The 18,783-nt window shown below is 62.9% G+C and carries 18 protein-coding genes and 1 tRNA gene; 8 read left to right on the top strand and 11 right to left on the bottom strand.

Annotated features, from left to right (window positions below):
• The first annotated feature begins 273 nt into the window (after nt 1–273).
• From ugpB to AC0L2F_RS15360, 6 genes are all read left to right on the top strand, one after another.
• Nucleotides 274–1,590 (top strand): sn-glycerol-3-phosphate ABC transporter substrate-binding protein UgpB, encoded by a 1,317-nt coding sequence (ugpB, locus tag AC0L2F_RS15385; protein WP_007603952.1) that lies wholly within the window; start codon nt 274–276, stop codon nt 1,588–1,590.
• 47 nt (nt 1,591–1,637) lie between these two features.
• Nucleotides 1,638–2,519: a sn-glycerol-3-phosphate ABC transporter permease UgpA gene (gene ugpA / locus AC0L2F_RS15380; RefSeq protein WP_007603953.1), complete on the top strand. Its 882-nt coding sequence runs from the start codon at nt 1,638–1,640 to the stop codon at nt 2,517–2,519.
• Nucleotides 2,519–3,367: a sn-glycerol-3-phosphate ABC transporter permease UgpE gene (gene ugpE / locus AC0L2F_RS15375; RefSeq protein WP_007603954.1), complete on the top strand. Its 849-nt coding sequence runs from the start codon at nt 2,519–2,521 to the stop codon at nt 3,365–3,367. The genes ugpA and ugpE overlap by 1 nt, the downstream gene beginning before the upstream one ends.
• A gap of 5 nt (nt 3,368–3,372) precedes the next feature.
• Nucleotides 3,373–4,461 carry a sn-glycerol-3-phosphate import ATP-binding protein UgpC gene (locus AC0L2F_RS15370; protein WP_473248914.1) on the top strand — a complete coding sequence of 363 codons (1,089 nt, stop codon included), beginning with the start codon at nt 3,373–3,375 and terminating at the stop codon, nt 4,459–4,461.
• Nucleotides 4,462–4,756: 295 nt separating this feature from the next.
• A complete protein-coding gene (locus AC0L2F_RS15365) occupies nt 4,757–5,182 on the top strand; it encodes an Hsp20 family protein (RefSeq protein WP_007598583.1) in 426 nt (141 codons plus the stop codon).
• A gap of 51 nt (nt 5,183–5,233) precedes the next feature.
• Nucleotides 5,234–5,506, top strand: coding sequence for a BQ00720 family protein (locus tag AC0L2F_RS15360; protein ID WP_007598581.1), 273 nt, complete (start codon nt 5,234–5,236; stop codon nt 5,504–5,506).
• 371 nt (nt 5,507–5,877) lie between these two features.
• Here AC0L2F_RS15360 and AC0L2F_RS15355 read toward each other — a convergent pair whose 3' ends face one another.
• From AC0L2F_RS15355 to AC0L2F_RS15315, 9 genes are all read right to left on the bottom strand, one after another.
• On the bottom strand, nt 5,878–6,900 hold the full coding sequence (locus AC0L2F_RS15355) for a glycoside hydrolase family 5 protein (RefSeq protein ID WP_007603956.1): 1,023 nt from the start codon (nt 6,898–6,900) through the stop codon (nt 5,878–5,880).
• A gap of 13 nt (nt 6,901–6,913) precedes the next feature.
• Nucleotides 6,914–8,227 carry an O-antigen ligase family protein gene (locus AC0L2F_RS15350; protein WP_473248937.1) on the bottom strand — a complete coding sequence of 438 codons (1,314 nt, stop codon included), beginning with the start codon at nt 8,225–8,227 and terminating at the stop codon, nt 6,914–6,916.
• A 245-nt stretch (nt 8,228–8,472) separates the two neighbouring features.
• On the bottom strand, nt 8,473–8,934 hold the full coding sequence (gene ptsN, locus AC0L2F_RS15345) for a PTS IIA-like nitrogen regulatory protein PtsN (RefSeq protein WP_027514736.1): 462 nt from the start codon (nt 8,932–8,934) through the stop codon (nt 8,473–8,475).
• 234 nt (nt 8,935–9,168) lie between these two features.
• Nucleotides 9,169–9,789, bottom strand: a complete 621-nt coding sequence (hpf, locus tag AC0L2F_RS15340; protein ID WP_473248913.1) for a ribosome hibernation-promoting factor, HPF/YfiA family — start codon at nt 9,787–9,789, stop codon at nt 9,169–9,171.
• Nucleotides 9,790–9,869: 80 nt separating this feature from the next.
• Nucleotides 9,870–11,483 (bottom strand): RNA polymerase factor sigma-54, encoded by a 1,614-nt coding sequence (gene rpoN, locus AC0L2F_RS15335; RefSeq protein ID WP_473248912.1) that lies wholly within the window; start codon nt 11,481–11,483, stop codon nt 9,870–9,872.
• 90 nt (nt 11,484–11,573) lie between these two features.
• Nucleotides 11,574–12,584 carry an LPS export ABC transporter ATP-binding protein gene (lptB, locus tag AC0L2F_RS15330; RefSeq protein ID WP_007603961.1) on the bottom strand — a complete coding sequence of 337 codons (1,011 nt, stop codon included), beginning with the start codon at nt 12,582–12,584 and terminating at the stop codon, nt 11,574–11,576.
• 265 nt (nt 12,585–12,849) lie between these two features.
• Nucleotides 12,850–13,560 carry an LptA/OstA family protein gene (locus tag AC0L2F_RS15325; protein WP_473248911.1) on the bottom strand — a complete coding sequence of 237 codons (711 nt, stop codon included), beginning with the start codon at nt 13,558–13,560 and terminating at the stop codon, nt 12,850–12,852.
• A gap of 5 nt (nt 13,561–13,565) precedes the next feature.
• Nucleotides 13,566–14,294 carry an LPS export ABC transporter periplasmic protein LptC gene (gene lptC / locus AC0L2F_RS15320; protein ID WP_007603963.1) on the bottom strand — a complete coding sequence of 243 codons (729 nt, stop codon included), beginning with the start codon at nt 14,292–14,294 and terminating at the stop codon, nt 13,566–13,568.
• 144 nt (nt 14,295–14,438) lie between these two features.
• The gene (locus AC0L2F_RS15315) at nt 14,439–15,053 is read right to left on the bottom strand and encodes a ribonuclease D (protein ID WP_007603964.1); all 615 of its coding nucleotides are present in this window, start codon (nt 15,051–15,053) and stop codon (nt 14,439–14,441) included.
• A gap of 729 nt (nt 15,054–15,782) precedes the next feature.
• On the opposite strand from AC0L2F_RS15315, the gene AC0L2F_RS15310 reads away from it, so the two are divergent.
• Nucleotides 15,783–16,244, top strand: coding sequence for a lysozyme inhibitor LprI family protein (locus AC0L2F_RS15310; protein ID WP_473248910.1), 462 nt, complete (start codon nt 15,783–15,785; stop codon nt 16,242–16,244).
• 168 nt (nt 16,245–16,412) lie between these two features.
• On the opposite strand, the gene AC0L2F_RS15305 is transcribed toward AC0L2F_RS15310, so the two are convergent.
• Nucleotides 16,413–16,499 (bottom strand) — tRNA-Leu (locus tag AC0L2F_RS15305).
• 163 nt (nt 16,500–16,662) lie between these two features.
• Between AC0L2F_RS15305 and AC0L2F_RS15300 the strand changes: the two genes are divergently transcribed.
• Complete coding sequence (locus AC0L2F_RS15300; RefSeq protein ID WP_473248909.1) at nt 16,663–17,628, top strand: complex I NDUFA9 subunit family protein; 966 nt, start codon at nt 16,663–16,665, stop codon at nt 17,626–17,628.
• Nucleotides 17,629–17,833: 205 nt separating this feature from the next.
• Here AC0L2F_RS15300 and AC0L2F_RS15295 read toward each other — a convergent pair whose 3' ends face one another.
• Entirely contained in the window at nt 17,834–18,640 is an 807-nt protein-coding gene (locus AC0L2F_RS15295) for an undecaprenyl-diphosphate phosphatase (RefSeq protein WP_473248908.1), read from the bottom strand.
• Nucleotides 18,641–18,783: the final 143 nt, after the last annotated feature.

Here is an 18,783-nt window from a genome sequence, read left to right as displayed (position 1 = left end):
AGCGGGAGCGGTTTTCGAGCCCGCAGCGGCATCGGCGATCTTCCACTGCCATTCCGCGATGACGTCCAATGCCGCACTGCGGCGCGGACGCTCCGTGCAGCGCGAACGGAGGGCGCTGCGCGCGCGGCATTCGCCTATTTGACGGCTTCCCTTTTGCCGCGCTTGCCGCTTTCGTTTCGGCCGCTTACACAGTCATGTGAACGTCATATGGCGCTGCTAGCGCAAGCGATCATTTTTGACGGCCCAAGAGAACGGCCAAGGGAGGTTTACTTGATGGCTCTTAGACACTTTGGAGCGGCTGCCGCTGTTGCACTCACGGTTGGCCTATCGGCCTCACCGGTCTTGGCCGCGACCGAAATCCAGTGGTGGCACGCGATGACCGGCGCCAACAACGACGTCATCGTCAAGCTCGCCACCGACTTCAACGCGTCGCAGAGCGACTACAAGGTGATCCCGACCTACAAGGGCAACTATCCCGATACGATGAACGCCGGCATCGCGGCGTTCCGCGCCGGCAACGCCCCGCACATCATGCAGGTGTTCGAAGTCGGCACCGCGACCATGATGGCCGCGACCGGCGCCGTGAAGCCCGTCTACAAGCTGATGGCCGACGCCGGCGAGAAGTTCGACCCCAAGATCTACCTGCCCGCCATCACCGGCTACTATTCGACGTCGAAGGGCGAGATGCTCTCATTCCCCTTCAACTCGTCCTCGACCGTGATGTGGGTCAACCTCGACGAGCTCAAGAAGGCGAACGTCGAGATTCCGAAGACCTGGCCCGAAACGTTCGAGGCCGCCAAGAAGCTGAAGGCTGCCGGTCATGACACCTGCGGCTTCTCCGGCTCCTGGGTCACCTGGGTCAATCTCGAGCAGCTCTCCGCCTGGCACAACGTTCCGCTCGCCAGCAAGGCCAACGGCCTCGACGGATTCGACACCGTGCTCGAATTCAACGGACCGCTTCAGGTCAAGCATCTCGAAACCCTGGTCGAGCTGCAGAAGACCAAGACCTATGACTATGCAGGCCGCACCAACACCGGCGAGGGTCGCTTCACCTCCGGCGAATGCCCGATCTACCTGACCTCGTCGGCGTTCTTCGGCAACGTCAAGGCGCAGGCCAAGTTCAACTTCACCGCCGTGCCGATGCCCTATTATCCCGACGTCAAGGGCGCACCGCAGAACTCGATCATCGGCGGCGCTTCGCTCTGGGTCATGGGCGGCAAATCGGCCGAGGAATACAAGGGCGTCGCGAAATTCCTGACCTTCCTCTCGGACACCGATCGTCAGGTCTATATCCACAAGGCCTCGGGCTATCTGCCGATCACCAAGGCTGCTTATGAGAAGGCCAAGGCCGAGGGCTTCTACAAGGATCAGCCCTATCTCGAGACCCCGCTGCTGGAGCTGACCAACAAGGAGCCGACCGAGAATTCGCGCGGTCTGCGCCTCGGCAACATGGTTCAGTTGCGTGACGTCTGGTCGGAAGAGATCGAGCAGGCGCTGGCCGGCAAGAAGACCGCCAAGCAGGCGCTGGATTCCGCCGTCGAGCGCGGCAACACGATGCTGCGGCAGTTCGAAAAGACCGCCGTCAAGTGAGGCAATGAGCGGCAGGCCGCGACCCGGCCTGCCGCCCTGCTGGCATCATGCAAAAGCAAGCCATTTTCCAGTCAAGGCTGTTACCGTACGCGCTGGTTGCGCCGCAGCTCGCGATCGTCCTGATTTTCTTCTATTGGCCGGCCCTGCAGGCGGTGATCCAGTCCTTCCTGCTCCAGGACGCCTTCGGTCTGTCGACCACCTTTGTCTGGTTCGAGAATTACATCGAGCTGTTCAAGGACGCGGCCTATTTCGAGGCGATCGTCCGGACCTTCTTGTTCTCGTTCGCCATCGCGGTCTCATCGCTATCCTTCGCGCTGCTGCTCGCCGTGATGGCGGACAAGCCGCTGCGTGGCTCGATGCTCTACCGCACGCTGCTGATCTGGCCCTATGCGGTGGCGCCACCCGTGGTCGGCGTGCTCTGGATCTTCATGCTGCATCCCTCGCTCGGCGTGCTCTCGCGCTATCTGCGCAACATGGGCATCGACTGGAATCCGCTGCTCGACGGTGACCAGGCCGCGGCGCTGATCATCCTCGCCGCCGCGTGGAAGCAGATCTCCTATAATTTCCTGTTCTTCCTCGCCGGCCTGCAGGCGATTCCGAAGAGCGTGTTCGAGGCCGCCGCGATCGACGGCGCGCGGCCGATGCGGCGGTTCTGGACCGTGACTTTCCCGCTGCTGTCGCCGACCATCTTCTTCCTGCTGGTGGTCAACATCGTCTACGCCTTCTTCGACACGTTCGGCATCATCGACACCATGACCCGCGGCGGTCCCGGAACGTCGACGGTCACGCTGGTCTACAAGGTCTATTCCGACGGCCTGCTCGGCGGCAATCTCGGCAGCTCGGCGGCGCAGTCGGTGATCCTGATGGTCATGGTGATCGTGCTCACCGGAATCCAGTTCCGGTTCGTCGAACGCAAGGTGACCTACTGATGGTCGAGGAAGAGGGCTTCCGGCGCTACGTCGCCCACATCATCCTCTGGATCGGGATCGCGGTCGTCGCCTTCCCGGTCTACATCGCGTTCGTCGCCTCGACCCAGGACAACGCGCTGATCGCCAACGGGCAGATGTCGCTGCTGCCGGGCGGTCATTTCTTCGAGGTCTACTATCAGACCATTTTCGTCGGCACGAGCGGATCGACCCGCGAGCCCGTCGGCAACATGATGCTGAACTCGCTGGTGATGGCGCTGCTGATCGCGGTCGGCAAGATCGCAATCTCGATCATCTCGGCCTATGCGATCGTCTATTTCCGCTTTCCGTTCCGGATGCCGATCTTCTGGATCATCTTCATCACCCTGATGCTGCCGGTCGAGGTCCGCATCTATCCCACCTACAAGATCGTCGCAGATCTGCACATGCTCGACAGCTATGCGGGCCTGTCGCTGCCACTGATCGCCTCGGCCACCGCGACGCTGCTGTTCCGCCAGTTCTTCATGACGGTGCCGGACGAGCTGCTGGAGGCCTCGCGCATCGACGGCGCCGGTCCGCTGCGCTTCTTCTGGGATACGCTGCTGCCGCTGTCGCGCACCAACATGGCGGCGCTGTTCGTGATCCTCTTCATCCTCGGCTGGAATCAATATCTCTGGCCGCTGCTGATCACCACCCGCGACGACATGCAGACCATCCAGGTCGGCATCCGCAAGATGATCACCACCACCGACGCGCTGACCGAATGGCCGATCGTGATGGCCACCGCCGTGCTCGCGATGCTGCCGCCGGTGTTCGTCGTCGTCGTGATGCAGAAACTGTTCGTGCGCGGACTCGTGGAGACGGAAAAGTAAATCCCATGGCTAACGTCACCCTGCGCAACGTCCGCAAGACCTATCCCGGCGGCTTCGAGGCCATCAAGGGCGTCAACGTCGATGTCGGCGACGGCCAATTCTGCGTGCTGGTCGGCCCCTCCGGCTGCGGCAAGTCGACATTGCTGCGCATGGTCGCAGGCCTCGAAACCGTCACCGGCGGCGAGATCGACATCGGCGGCCGCATCGTCAACCAGATCGAGCCCGCCGACCGCGACATCGCGATGGTGTTCCAGAACTACGCGCTCTATCCGCATATGAGCGTCTTCAACAACATGGCCTACGGCCTGCGCAACCGCGGCATGAAGGAGGCGGAGGTCAAGACCCGCGTCGATGAAGCCGCGCGCGTGCTCGAGCTCACATCGATGCTGGAGCGCAAACCGCGCCAGCTCTCCGGCGGCCAGCGCCAGCGCGTCGCCATGGGCCGCGCCATCGTGCGCCAGCCCAAGGTGTTTTTGTTCGACGAGCCGTTGTCCAACCTCGACGCCAAACTCCGCATCGCGATGCGGGTCGAGATCCGCAAATTGCAGCGCCGGCTCAACACCACGTCGATCTACGTCACCCACGACCAGCTCGAGGCGATGACGCTCGCCGACATTCTCGTGGTGATGAACGGCGGCCAGGTCGAGCAGGTCGGCAATCCGCTCGCGATCTACGAGAAGCCGGCGACGACCTTCGTCGCCTCCTTCATCGGCGCGCCGCCGATGAACCTGATGTCGACGCGGCCCGAGGAGATCCGGTCGCAGCTCGCCGGCAGCGGCGCGGCTGACGCCGGCATCCTCGGCATCCGCCCGGAAGACTTCGTCATCACCGACCAGACCCCTGCCGACGGCGTCGTATTGCCGCTCACCGTGGAAGCGATCGAGCGCGTCGGCGCCGAAACCTTCGTCTACGGCACGCGGGCCCAGGACGAGCAGCGCATCGCCGCCAATCCCGGCGAGCTGCCGCCCGGCGAGGTCATCGTCCGCATCCCCGGCTCAGAGGCGCCGCCGATCGGCGAGAAGATCCGTGTCGCAGCGGTACGCCAAAAGCTGCATCTGTTCAGCGGCGACGGCCGGACGCGGATCGAGGCCTGACCGGGTTCCGCGGGGCCGTCGATTAAAAAACGCGAAACAACCCCATGCACAGTAGAAGGGGGTTTGTTTTCGTTGAGAAAAATCGCGCCGCAATTTCGTCGTGCCGGGCTTGTCGCAGGCGTTTCGCGGCCATGACGACAAGTCGGCATTTGTGCATGGCAGACTGGGTGAGCTGCCAATCCACAGCCCCCGCTACGTCCTTGAACACACACGCGGATATGCCCATATTGCTGATCAAGGGGTGCCTGTACGGGCCCTGATGCACCAAAGTCGCTTCGAGAGGACTTTGTAAACTATGTCTCGTGTTCCCACGCTTTCCAGTCCGTTCCTTCTGGGCTTCGACGAGATCGAGCGCGTGCTCGATCGGGTCGTCAAAGGCGCCGACGGTTACCCTCCCTACAATATCGAGAGGTGCGACCGGTCGGAGGGCCAGCCCGAGCGGTTGCGGATCACGCTGGCGGTCGCCGGATTCACCCGCGACCAACTCGATGTAACCATTGAGGAAAACCAGCTCGTCATTCGCGGACGGCAGCAGGACGACAAGACCCGGCAATATATCCATCGCGGCATCGCCGCGCGCCACTTCCAGCGCACTTTCGTGCTGGCGGAGGGGATGCTGGTGCTGGGTGCGGATCTGAAGAACGGATTGCTGGCGATCGATCTTGCCCGGCCGGAACCGGAGAGGATCGTTAAGACAATCGCTATCAATGAGCACGAATAATGGAACGAGTAGCGGACTCGACCGCTTAGTTTCTGTGAAGGAGTCGAGACCATGAGTGAAGGTCACGTTGCGTTCGAATACGAAGCCAAGAACGTCTCGCCAGAGACGCTGGCAACCCTCGGCGAAGGCCATATCGCCTATGTGAAGCAGATCCGCTCCGAGGATGTGCCGGGCCTGTTTCCCGAAGCGCCGAAGATCGCGCCGGGCCTCAAGCTCTTCGCGCTCCACGCCGCCGACGGCACGCCGATCATGCTGACCGACAGCCGCGAAGCCGCGATCGCCAACGCCTGGAGCAACGAGCTGCAAGCGGTGAGCGTGCACTGAGCACGCGCGCGTCGCACGAATAGAGTTTTGGCGGGCATGCCTTCGCAGGAAGGCGTGCCCGTTTTGGTTTGGGCGATACACGCCTATCCTCGCTGGAATGTGGCGCGCGAAATACTTCGTCGACGAGCGTTGGCACCATTTTAGAAACGCGGGAGTCGCTCGCCAATGAGGGCGAGTCAAATCGACTCATTCGCGCATCAATACTGCCGCGCAACAGCTGCGCGATAGCGTGGTGAGAATAGATTGAGACGACGGCAGTGCCGAGTTCATCGCGGGGTCGAATCGATCGAGAGGCGTGCCTCTTTCATTGCGAGGAGCACTTGCGACGCAATGACGCTGTGTGCGGCGATAGCTCGCGTCCCGGATGCACCTCAACGCCCGGCCGGAAGCAGTGCCCGCAGGATGTCCGGCTTCCAGGCTTGACGCGCGCTGTCGAAGGCCGCGAAATCATGATCGAACTGCCAATAGGCCCACGCCCAGCCAAGCCGCTCTGCGCTCCGCGCCACGAATGACAGATATCTCGTCCGTGCTTCGGCTGGAGCGGCCTCGTACACGCCAAACTCGCCGAGATAGATCGGGCGCTTTTCTCTTTGGGACCAGGACCGAATCTTCTCGAAATCGGCGCGGGCCTTCTGTTCATCCTCCGGGGTACCCCAGTCGAGCGGGCCGATTCGCGAGAATGTGGGCGACCACGGTGCGCCCTGATGGGTGAAACGGATCGGAGCGTAATAGTGAAACGTGACGATCAGATTCCGGTCATCCGACGGGAGGACCAGGTCCTCGACCGGCATCTCGTCGACGTTGAGAACCGAAGCGATGACCGTCCGCCGGGGATTGGTGGCGCGGATGATGCCGAGGCACTCGTTCAAAAGGCCGTTCCAGCCGGTGGACGTCATCTGCCCGCCCGGCTCATTGAGGACCTCGAAGACAAGCGCTGGATATTTCCCGGCATAGCGCGCGGCGATTTGGGTCCAGAAAGATTTCAGCTTATCTGTGCACTCGGAGATGTCGCGCTGACAAACATGGGTATCGTGCTCGTCCAGGATCGGGATGAGGTTTCGGGCGAGCACTTGCTCGATGACGCCATCGAGCCGCCTCAAGACGACTTCATCCATTATCTTCTCCGGGTTCATGAATTTAAAGCCGAAGAAATTGATCCGAACGTGCGAGAACCCGGCGCGTCTGATCGCAGTGAGGTTGTCCAGACGAAATGGCGCGTTTCGGCCTCCCTCCCAGACGCCGTCGTAGCCGAGGATGTTGATGCCGCGCCCCAATTTTGGAGGCGGGAGCGTGTTGGCCTGCCCGGCTGCCTCGGTCCGGAAGCAGATCGGAAGCACGGACAGTGCCAAGACAAGACGAAAAGCTACCGTCCAGCGGACGCGGATGGCATTCATCCTGTTTGCCCCGTCATTGCTGCAGGCCCTGCTGCGGCACCGGCCTGCACACTGCGAAGAAGAATGCGACGAGCAGCACCGACGTGAACATTGTCGAGCGAAGAAACATCGTCTCCGTGAAATTCGATTGAAAGCTCAGGACGACGAAGCCGATGATCAGCGCGCAGTGATAACGATCGATCGACCGGGTGGCGATCAAATAGAGCACCTTTTCCGAGAACAGATAAACGCTCGTGACGAACAGCAAATATCCCAGAAATCCAGTTTCAATCGCGACCGCGATATAACCGCTATGGTAATTGTCGAGCACCCAGCCATGATTCTGGTTGAAATAGTCGTAGATCGCGGGGCGCGTCCAGAATCCGTTGATGCCGAAGCCCAGCAACGGCGCATCGTTGAAATGGCTGATGGCGTACTGCCAAATGAAGGTCCGCTCGGTCAAATCGACGGTCGCCTCGCCGAGATGGATGGAATCGTACCCCGTCACGTAAAAATACAGCATCAGCAGAGCGGCCAGGATGCACATGATGAGTGGCAACACCGCATAGGTTTTCATGCAGCGGATCGACCACATGGAAGTCACGAGCAGGCCGCCCGCCGCAAATGCGACAGCGCCGGCACCACGCGACTCCGAGGCGATGACGCAGGTCGATGCCAGAATAAACGACACGAGGAATGCGATCCATCCCTGCCCCGTGATCTTCTGATAACAGGCAAAGAACATCAGATATGCGCTGATAAAGCCGAGCGTCTGCTTCGATTCGTAGATTCCTTGCCACTGGCCGTTGTGCATCCAGCTCTGGTCGACGCCGATCTCGGGCACGAAGACCGCGCACAACGCCGAGGCGGCGACCAGAATGAACAACCCGAGCGCCGTGGATCCGACGATCTCGTCGATGTCGATACGCGTGATGAGGCAATACGCACCGAAAGTCGTCACCACAAGTGCAGCGCTCTTCATGATCGCTGCGATGGAAAGCGTGGTCCAGAGAACGGAAATGGCCGCGAGAGCATAAAATGTGACCAACGCGATGAGATCTGGATTGGGCTGGATCCGGACGCACGGCCGTACGAAGATACTGGCATAGATCGAGACGATCCACATCAGCAGCGCGACCGCCTGCTGCACATAGCTCCACTCTGAAGGTAGTAGTGCGGGATGAAGAACACCCATTGATGCGATCACGTTGACGGTGATCGAGCTGCGGATCACGTTTCTGGCCAGCCGTTCCACGCCCGCGCTTGGCGCTTTCCAGATCGCGCTTTCATATGCATCGGAGTCCGCCGCGGTGTGCAGGGCGGCGCCGAGCTGACCACCCTGAAGCACGGTCGCTGGCCGCTCTTCCGCCGCGGCACCGATTTGCAGCGGCGCCCTTCCATTCCCAGTCACGTGCATTCAGTCCACAACTGCGAACGGCCCTTGTTAGGGCCGCCCCATATGCCCCACGTCTCAAACGGGAAGATATTCGCGTCTTCTACCTTTGAGATCAAGATGAGCATGACGAGATTGCTGCGTGCCGCGCAATCCAGGTGCCAGAATCGATCGGGCCTTATCCTGCAAGAAGGAGGGAGTTACGCCGCGGTCGCCGGCGGCAGTGCGAGCACCGAATAGATCGCCTGCGCATCGCGCGAGGCGCGGAGCTTCTTGGCGATGTCCTGGTCGCGGAGCAGGCGGGCGATGCGGGCGAGCGCCTTGAGGTGATCGGCGCCGGCGCCTTCGGGGGCGAGCAGCAGGAAGACGAGATCGACCGGCTGGCCGTCCATCGATTCGAAATCGATCGGACGATCGAGGCGCGCGAACAGGCCGAAGATCTTTTCCAGCTTGGGCAGCTTGCCGTGGGGAATGGCGACGCCGTAGCCGACCGCGGTGGTGCCGAGCTTCTCGCGCTGCAGGAGCACCTCGAACACGGAACGCTCGTTCTGCCCGGTCAGCTCGGCGGCCTTGGCCGCGAGTTCCTGAAGCGCCTGCTTCTTGCTGTTGACCTTCAATGCCGGGAGAATCGCCTCGGGCGCGACCAGATCGGTAATCGGCATGGAAGTCTTCCGAGGTGAATGAAAACGTCAGGTTCCGAATTGGCCAGCCTGGACAAAGAACCTGGGCGGGCCGACGTCGAGAAGTTGAAGCAGGAGGCGGACTTAGCTCGCCCCTGATGTGGGGGGCTTCTACTCCAACGCAATCCCGGTGCCAACTCCCGCGTGCAGCTTTGCCCCGGTCATTGTTAAGGCGGAAAGGACCCGGCGGGAGGGCCCCAGAGGGTCGGCCGCGGCTCAGGCCTTGCCATCCGCCTTGGTGGCGTCGGCCTTGACCCCCGGGGGGTCGATCCACCCGACATTGCCGTCCGCCCGGCGGTATATGATGTTCACCCGGCCGGAGGAGCCGTGCTGAAACACCAGGCAAGGCGCTCCGCTGAGGTCGAGTTCCATGACCGCTTCGCTGACGGACAGCGGCTTCAGCGAGGTGGTGGCCTCGGCGATGATGACGGGGCTGTAGCCGGTGATCTCGTCCTCGTCCTCACCCTCGCCCGGTGCCTCCAGCACGTAGCTGGTGGCATCCATGGCGGCCAGCGCCGCTGAGGCGACATGGGCCTTGCGGGCGGAGCGGTCCTTGAGCCGGCTCTTGTAGCGCTTGAGCCGCTTCTCGATCATCAGCAGCGCCTGGTCGGCACTGGCATAAGCGTCCGGTGCGTTCGAATCGGCCTCGAGCGTAATTCCCGAATCAAGATGCAGCGCACAGTCGGTGCGGAAGCCGAAGCCGTCCTTGCTCAGCGTGATGTGGCCGGAATAATTGCCGTCGAAATATTTGCGCAGGACCTCTTCAGTCCGGTCGGTGACGCGCCCGCGCAGGGCCTCGCCGACGTTGACGCTCTTTCCCGAGATGCGGAGAGTCATGTGAACCTCGCTTGGTTCGTGCCTGGCCAGGATCGGGCCCGATAGCAGATCGAGAGTAGCGCGATTTGGCGCCGGCGCAATCAGGCCGGTTCGGGATTGCGGGAGCGATCGGCCATGGCGGTGGAGAGGACGTTACCAAGAGCGCTCTGCTTGTCGCGACGGCGTTGCACCGAGGAAGGAATGCGCATGGCTTCGCGGTACTTCGCGACCGTGCGGCGGGCGATATCAATGCCCGAGCCGCGCAAGCGTTCCACGATCGTGTCGTCGGACAGGATCGCGGACGGCGCCTCCGCATCGATCAGCTGCTTGATGTGGTGGCGCACGGCCTCGGCCGAATGCGCCTCGCCGCCATCGGCCGAAGCGATCGAGGCCGTGAAGAAATATTTCAGTTCGAAGGTGCCGCGATTGGTCGCCATGTATTTGTTGGCGGTGACGCGCGACACCGTGGATTCATGCATCTGGATGGCGTCGGCGACGGCCTTCAGATTCAGCGGTCGCAGATGCGCCACGCCATGGGTGAAGAAGCCGTCCTGCTGGCGCACGATCTCGGTTGCGACTTTCAGGATGGTGCGGGCGCGCTGGTCGAGCGCGCGCACCAGCCAGGTCGCGTTCTGAAGCGCGTCGGTGAAATAGGATTTGTCGCCGTCCTTGCCGATCTTCTTCGAGAGCTGCGAATAGTAGGTCTGGTTGACCAGCACGCGCGGCAAGGTGTCGCTGTTGAGCTCGACATGCCAGCCGCCATCGGGACCGGGGCGGACATAGACATCGGGCACCATGGTCTGGAGCCGGGCCGAGCCGAACTTCATGCCGGGCTTGGGATTGAGCCGGCGGATCTCGCCGATCATGTCGGCGATGTCCTCGTCGTCGACGCCGCAGACCTTGCGCAAGGCCGCGACGTCGCGCTTGGCGAGGAGATCGAGATGCTCGACCAGGGCCTGCATCGCGGGATCGTAGCGGTCGAGCTCGCGGAGCTGGATCGCCAGGCATTCGCTCAGATTGCGCGCGCAGACGCCGGGCGGATCGAATTTCTGCAGCACGGCAAGAACGTTCTCGACGTCCTGTTGCGATGCGCCCAGCCGTTCGGCGGCCTGGCCGAGATCCGGTGGCAAATAGCCAGCCTCGTCGACGAGGTCGATCAAATACTGGCCGATCATGCGCTGCGCGGCCCCGGTGAAGGCAACCGAGAGCTGCTCGGCGAGATGGTCGCCGAGCGTGGTTTCCGCGGCAACAAAGGCTTCGAGATTGTAGTCCTCGTCACCGGAGGCGCCGCCGCCCCATTCGGTATAGGTGGTCGGCGCCGCATCCTGGGCGTTGCGCGCGGCCGCTTCGGCCGGTTCCTCGGAGAAGACGTTGTCCAGGCCGGTGTCCATCGTCTGCTCGATCTCGGCGCGGGTGCCGAGATCCTTGCTCATCCACTCTTCCTGGCCGGGCTCGAAGGCTTCGCCCGGGCCGCCGCCCGGCTCGTCGTTGTGGCCGCCGTCGCTGTCGTTGAACTGGCCCGTTTCGGCCGGGCCCTCGCCCGCGGGCGGCTCGTCATTGGCCCGTTCCAGCAGGGGGTTACGCTCGAGTTCCTCTTCGACGAACGTCGTGAGATCGAGATTGGACAATTGCAGCAGCTTGATCGCCTGCATCAACTGCGGCGTCATGACCAGCGACTGCGATTGCCGGAACTCTAATCTCTGCGAAAGCGCCATGAAGCAAGAACCGATCCCAAAAGTTGGTCCGATTTTTGCTTATCCTAGTCCAAGCCCGATGTACACGTCTTGACGAAATCGAAAAACGGGCTAGAGGCGGAATTCCTCGCCAAGGTAAAGGCGGCGCACGTCCGGATCGGCGACGATCTCATCCGGGCTGCCCTCGGTCAGGATTTCACCGGCATAGACGATGTAGGCGCGATCGGTAAGGCCGAGCGTCTCGCGCACATTGTGGTCGGTGATCAGCACGCCGATGCCGCGGTTGGTGAGGTGGCGGACGAGGTCCTGGATGTCGCCGACCGCGATCGGATCGATGCCGGCAAAGGGCTCGTCGAGCAGCATGTAGTTCGGACGCGTCGCCAGCGCACGCGCAATCTCGACGCGCCGCCGCTCACCGCCGGACAGCGCGATCGACGGCGATTTCCGCAGGCGCGTGATGTTGAATTCGTCGAGCAGCGAGTCGAGCTGCTGCTCGCGCTTCTTGCGCGAGGGCTCGACCACTTCGAGCACGGCGCGAATGTTCTGCTCGACGGTGAGGCCGCGGAAGATCGAGGCTTCCTGCGGCAAATAGCCGATCCCGAGCCGCGCGCGCTGATACATCGGCAGCTTGGTGACGTCGTGGCCGTCGAGCTCGATCGCGCCGCGATCGGCCTTGATCAGGCCGGTGATCATGTAGAACACGGTGGTCTTGCCGGCGCCGTTGGGGCCGAGTAGGCCGACCGCTTCGCCGCGGCGCACATAGATGCTGACGCCGCGCACGACCTGGCGGCTGCCAAAGCTCTTTTCCACGCTATGCACAGCCAGGAAGCCCGGGCGCTTCAAGAGCTGAGGCCCGCTGGCGCCGTTGGGCCTGCCGGCAGCCCTGACGGGATGAACCGCCTGGGCCCGAGGCTGCTCGGCCTGATAGTCGCCTTGATAGTCCCCTTGGAACTGATCGGGCGCATGCATCGGCTGGTTACGGGCGATCGGCGGCGCGTCCCTGACCGGGCTGGCCACGAGACCACCGACGCTGTCACCGAGCGCGGTGATGTCCTGGCGCGCAAATCCTGGCCGGCCGCGTTTGGCGGGGCGCCGACGGAACATGCTGAAGAGATCGACCATCCCCGCCTTCTAGCCTTTCGCGACGATCCTGCGCGGTCTTCGCGCGATCTGCCGCGCCGGCCTCAGGATTCGCCGACGCAGCATGAATGAAGGGATGTCTCATGCCCAGTGAAACACGCCCGAAAAGCGGCGAACCCCGCTCGAAAGCCCTTCGCGCTAGATACAGTCTCGGCGGGCAAGCTTCAACCTCGGATCGGGCGTGATCAACCCAAGCACCTGGAATCGCTCTTCAAATTTACTTTGGCGGACTTGGGCTTACGTTGATTTATTTGGGCTTGGTTGCGCCAGGCAATTGCAGAGGTCCCGCGCCGGGCTTGCCCGCGCCGCCGGATCCGCAATCATTGCCGCCGCCCTGGGGCAGCAGCGCCTGCACCCGGCCGCTGTCGGATTCCACCCGCGACACGCCCGTGGTCATGTCGACCGCCAGCCGGTCGCCGCGCAGCACGTTCTTGCATTGCGTCAAGACGACGCCGCCGAGCATGGTGATGAGGTTGGTCCTGGTGTCGAACACGGCGGTCTCGCCCGTCACCACCTGGTCCTTCTGGGTGACGACGACATTGCCGCGGGCCTCCAGCCGCTTGATCGAGGAGTTCCCCCCCGGCCCCGGCGTCGCCGACTGCATCGGCGCACCCTTTGCCGCCTTCGCCGCAGGCTGTGGCGTGGCCGGCTTGTCGCCGCCCGAATCGTAAAACACCACCAGCGTCTTCGAGGTCATGGTGGTGTCGCCCTGGATGACCTTCACATTGCCGGAGAAGGTCGCTTCCTTTTTCTTGTCGCGCATCTCGAGCGAAGCGGCTTCGATCTGGATCGGCTGATCGCGGTTCTGCGAGAAGCCCTGCATCGCGTTGGGGACGCCTTGCATCGTGCTCTGCGCGATGGCCGCACCCGTCGCGATCAGTGCGATGCCGACGGCGAGCGCGGCCGCACCAGGGATGACGCGCCGCTTGTCATTGTTGCGCGGAAAAAACCTGATCATGAAAATCACTTTGAATTGGCGGACTTGTTCTGGGGCGTACGTGTCTTCGCTGGCGACGCGGGCTCGGCCGGCGCAGGCTGAGCGGCGGCAGGGTCGTCCAGCTTGTCGAGGTGCATCACCACATTGCCTTCGAAGCGGATGACGTCTCCGCCCTCCGTGATCCGCAGCCGATCGGCGGTCAGCGTTCCGTTGGTCAGCTTGACGTCGACATGCTCGTCCGAGGAGACCGTGCCCTTGCCCATGTCGACGAAGGCCGAGTTCAGTCGCGCCTCGTAGCCGCTCGAGGTGCGCAGGAAGATGTCCTTGTGCAGGTCGAGCTGCTGCTGCTTGTTGTCGAACCGCCCAGTGCGGGCATCGAGGAACAGCGTCGATTGATCTTCCATCAGCACCTTCGCGCGCAGATCGTGGAGATCGACATGATCGGGATCGGTGATGTCCTGGGTCGCGGTCTTGGCCCAGAGCTCATAGGGCCGCTGATCCGGCGTGAAACCGGACATGTGCGGTGATTCCATCGTGATCTTGGTGCCTGTCACCACGAGATTTCCGGAGTCGAGCTTCACGGGGATCTGGAACGGGTTGAAAATGGTCGAGATGAGGACGAGCAGACCCATTGCCGCAGCTACTGTCGCCGGCACCGCGATGCGCAGAATCCGCACCAGGCGGCTGTGGCGCGCCGCGCTGGCGAACTTCGCCGCAAGCGCGGCGTCGTAGGTGACATTATGGGCCGAATTCACCTGGGCTCCTGAGGTGTCGCTCGCCTTGTCCGGCTGGCGGGCGCCCCATTGTAGCCGGCAACGCCAGAATATGCAGCCAGCGACAGGCCGTTACGAAAGTGTCTGAAACGGGGCGACCGCCCCACCTGGCCGCCACCCGAAACGCTAGGAATGGGCGAAAATGTCCTCTTCGGCCCAGCCCTGGAGATCGAGCAAAGCGCGAGTCGGCAGGAAATCGAAACAGGCTTTGGCCAGCGCCGTGCGGCCTTCCCGCACCAGCATGGCATCGAGCCGCTCGCGCAAGCCGTGCAGATGCAGCACGTCGGAGGCGGCGTAGGCGAGCTGCGGCTCGGTCAGGCTGTCGGAACCCCAATCGCTCGATTGCTGCTGCTTGGAGAGGTCGACATTGAGCACCTCGCGCACGAGGTCCTTGAGGCCATGGCGGTCGGTATAGGTGCGGATCAGGCGGGAAGCGATCTTGGTGCAGTAGATCGGCCCGGTCATGACACCAAACGTCTGGTACAGCACCGCGACGTCGAACCGCGCAAAGTGGAAGATTTTCGTGTTGGCGGGATTGGCCAAAAGGGCCTTCAGGTTCGGCGCGTCGGTATGCCCCTTCGGGATCTGCACCACGTCTGCGCTGCCGTCGCCGGGCGAGAGCTGCACCACGCAGAGCCGGTCGCGATGCGGGTTCAAGCCCATGGTCTCGGTGTCGATCGCCACCGCGCCGGTGTAGCGGGACAGATCGGGCAGGTCGCCGCGGTGCAGGCGTACGGTCATGGCGTTTCAAACCTCAGTCGAATCGATGCGCCTAGCAGGCTAATCCCCGGGACAGACGCTGGCGAGGGCCGGCCGCGATGTATCCGCTGGCAGCCGCCGGCGCAAGCATCCGGCGCGGCTGGCCATACAGAGCCGCGGCGCTACTCGTCATTATCGTTCGTCATTGTGTTTTGGTTCGCTAGCCAAACCGGATTGCGGCCTGACGTAAACGGTCTCGTAAGCGCCGGTGTATTGCTCGCGCCAGCCTCGCCGCTCCACCTTGCACGCGGACTCGCCGACGCAGGCCGGACCAGGCCGGGCTCTGACGTGTTCGATCCGCTCGAAGCCGGATTGGCGGTCCAGACGGACGGCAAGTGATCCTCACCGTCACCGCTGAGGCAGAGGCCGTGCGTGCCTTGACCGGTCCCGCCGTCATTATTCGTCAGCGTAGCTCCTGTTCCACATTCAGGTGAACCAACGCTGGGCCTTCGATGACCAAAGTTGCATGTATCACCTATTGGTCGAAAATCTCGTGAGTCAGGTCAAGGCGCATTCAAAGGCATTGATTGGAGAGGGCCTAGCCGAAGCCGCATACCCCCTCGTTTTCCCTTCGCACTCGCCGTCCGGCCCTTTCGCCACAGCCGCCGGTCTACCGTCTCGCTGAGCTTCGTGCGCTCGCAGTGGTATTGTGTTCCCTATTTTCGATGCGCCGAACGGAGATCTCCAATGAAGCTCAAACTTGCCGCCGCGATGCTCGCCGCAAGCCTCCCGCTCGCATCGATGGCTTTCGCCCAAGGCACCGCGCCAGCCGACCTTGCAGTGATCGATGGCTGCCTGAAGACCGCGGAGAAAACCGGCGGTTTCGGCGGCGCGTGCGTCGGGCTCGTCGCCGACCCCTGCATCAAGGCGGCAAAGGGCGCGAATGACGACGTCGCCAAATGGAAAGCCTGCGCGGCGCGCGAACTCGCCATTTGGACGCAGAAAACCAGTGAGGCGCTAAAGAAGGTTCAGGCCGGCGGGTTCGCCGACGTGATCCAGGCGGTCAATGACTCGCAGAAAACTTTCGCAGCGTCGCGTGATCGCTTCTGCGCGGTCTTCGACAAGGTCGAGCCCGGCATGTACCCGGGCGACGCGAGCTACTGCCGCCTGCGCGAAACCGCGAACCGCTCGCTGAGCCTGATCAAGCTCGGCGCTGCGGTCAACGAGCACTGAGATGCCTGAGCGACTGAAGCCAGCCGCCTCCAGATCGCCTGCGATCCGAACCGCCCCGACGAGCGATGTAGGCCATTCGGTACGCCATGAGCGCCGTGCCTCGGTTTTGTGTACCGGTCAGCAGCTCAAATTCCCTGCAAAAGCGATTTCAATCGCTTGAGTAGGAGGTGGTGCCCAGGAAAGGACTCGAACCTTCACGGCCGTTAAGCCACTGGCACCTGAAGCCAGCGCGTCTACCAATTCCACCACCTGGGCATGCCGGTTAGGCACGGAGGCGGTTACTACGGTTCGGTGACGCGGTTGTCAATTCATGCTTGAACCCCGCTTCGGGATGCGGATTGCGCATCGCAAACCGGCCCGATACAAGCCTGACGAGACGCACTCTTCCCGCAGGATATGGACCCCAGGAATGGATCCCATGGCATCGAATCTGGACACGCTCGTCACGGTTTTCGGCGGATCGGGGTTTTTGGGCCGGAATGTGGTCCGCGCGCTGTGCCGGCGCGACTACCGGATCCGGGTCGCGGTGCGGCGGCCGGAGCTGGCCGGATACCTCCAGCCCTCGGGCAAGGTCGGGCAGGTCCACACCGTGCAGGCCAACGTGCGCTATCCGGCCTCGATCGAGGCGGCGCTGCGTGATTCGCATGTGGTGATCAATCTGGTCGGCATCCTCGCCGAGGGCGGCGCGCAGAGCTTCGATGCCGTCCAGGCCAAGGGCGCCGAAACCATCGCCAAGGCGGCCGCGGCCGCGGGGGCACAGCTGATCCATGTCTCGGCGATCGGCGCCGACGCGGAATCGCCCTCGCGTTATGCCAGGGCCAAGGCGGCCGGCGAAGCCGCAGTCATGGCCGCGGTGCCGTCGGCGACGATCTTCCGCCCCTCCGTGATGTTCGGCCCCGAGGACCAGTTCACCAATCGCTTCGCTGCGCTGGCGCGGATGTCGCCGGTGCTGCCGCTGATCGGCGCCGACACCAGGATGCAGCCGGTCTATGTCGGCGACGTCGCCACCGCGGTCGCGGATGCCGTCGACGGCAAGGCCAAGGCGGGCGCAACGTACGAGCTCGGCGGCCCGGAAGTGCTGACCATGCGCGAGATCATCGAGGCCATTCTCGAGATCGCCGATCGCAAGCCGATGCTGCTGCCGCTGCCGTTTGGTCTCGCCCGCTTCAAAGCCAACTTCCTGCAATTCGCGCCGGGCGCGCTGAAGCTGACGCCGGACCAGGTCACGCTGCTCGCGCGCGACAATGTCGTGTCGGATGCGGCGAAGGCCGCTGGGCTAACGCTGGAAGGCCTCGGCATCACGCCCGACTCGCTTGAAGCGATCGCCCCGCAATATCTCTGGCGCTTCCGCGCCGCCGGGCAATTCCAGCGCAAGAGCGCGTAGGTTTTTTTACCTCTCCCCGCTTGCGGGGAGAGGTCGGATCGCCCTTGCGATCCGGGTGAGGGGGTACGGGTCCCACCGCGATCTCACACGTGGAGAGAGGCCCCTCACCCCAACCCTCTCCCCGCAAGAACGGGGCGAGGGAGTGACCGCAGCCGCGGCCTTAGTGCGAATTTCCGCTTCTTAGCGCGTCGACCTCTTCAGAAGTTTACCGCCCCAGCGCCAGCGCGATCAGGCCGAGCGTGCCGACGATCACGCGCCACCAAGCGAACACCACGAAGCCGTGGCGGGTGACGTATTCCAGGAACGTCTTCACCACGATGATCGCGGTGACGAACGACACCACGAAGCCGATCGCGACGATGCCCATGTGGTCCATCGTCATCTCGGAGCGGTTCTTGTAGAAATCGTAGGCGAACGCGCCGATCATGGTGGGGATGGCGAGGAAGAACGAGAACTCCGCCGCCGCGCGCTTGTCGGCCCCTAGCAGCATGGCGGAGACAATGGTTGCGCCGGAGCGCGACACGCCCGGGATCATTGCCAGACACTGCGCGATACCGATGTAAAGATACATCAGCAGCGGAAACCGGGTGGCGTCGTGCTCGCGCGCCTTGAGATCGAGCTTGTCGACCCAGAGCAGGATGGCGCCGCCGACGATCAGCGAGAAGCACACCACCCACGGATTGAACAGCATGCTCTTGATGTATTTGCCGGCGACGAGACCGACGACGACAGCAGGCAGGAACGCCACCAGCACGCCGATCACGAAGCGGCGTGCGGAGGCGTCGCCCGTGAACATGCCGATCGCGACGTCCCACAACTTCTTGAAGTACAACACGACGATCGCGAGGATCGCGCCGAGCTGGATCAGGACCGTAAACGAATCCCAGAACGCGCCCTCGCCAAGATGGAAAAAGCGCTCCGCAAGCAGCAAATGGCCGGTCGAGGACACGGGAAGGAACTCGGTCACACCCTCGATGATGCCGAGGATCACCGCCCGGATTGCATCTGACATATTTACGGTCCATTTCGGCTGGAAAAGCGGGGCTCTTCTCGCCCATCCGCTCCCTTGCTGCAATCGCAAAATGCGGCGTCGCGCCCTTGCTTCGCGGTTTTGAATGACTAGTGTGGCGCCGCACAAAACATTGATGGATTCTT

The organism is Bradyrhizobium sp. Ken64 (assembly GCF_055807555.1).
Note: the sequence above shows the minus strand (reverse complement) of the source record. Positions and strands in the feature narration are given on the sequence as shown.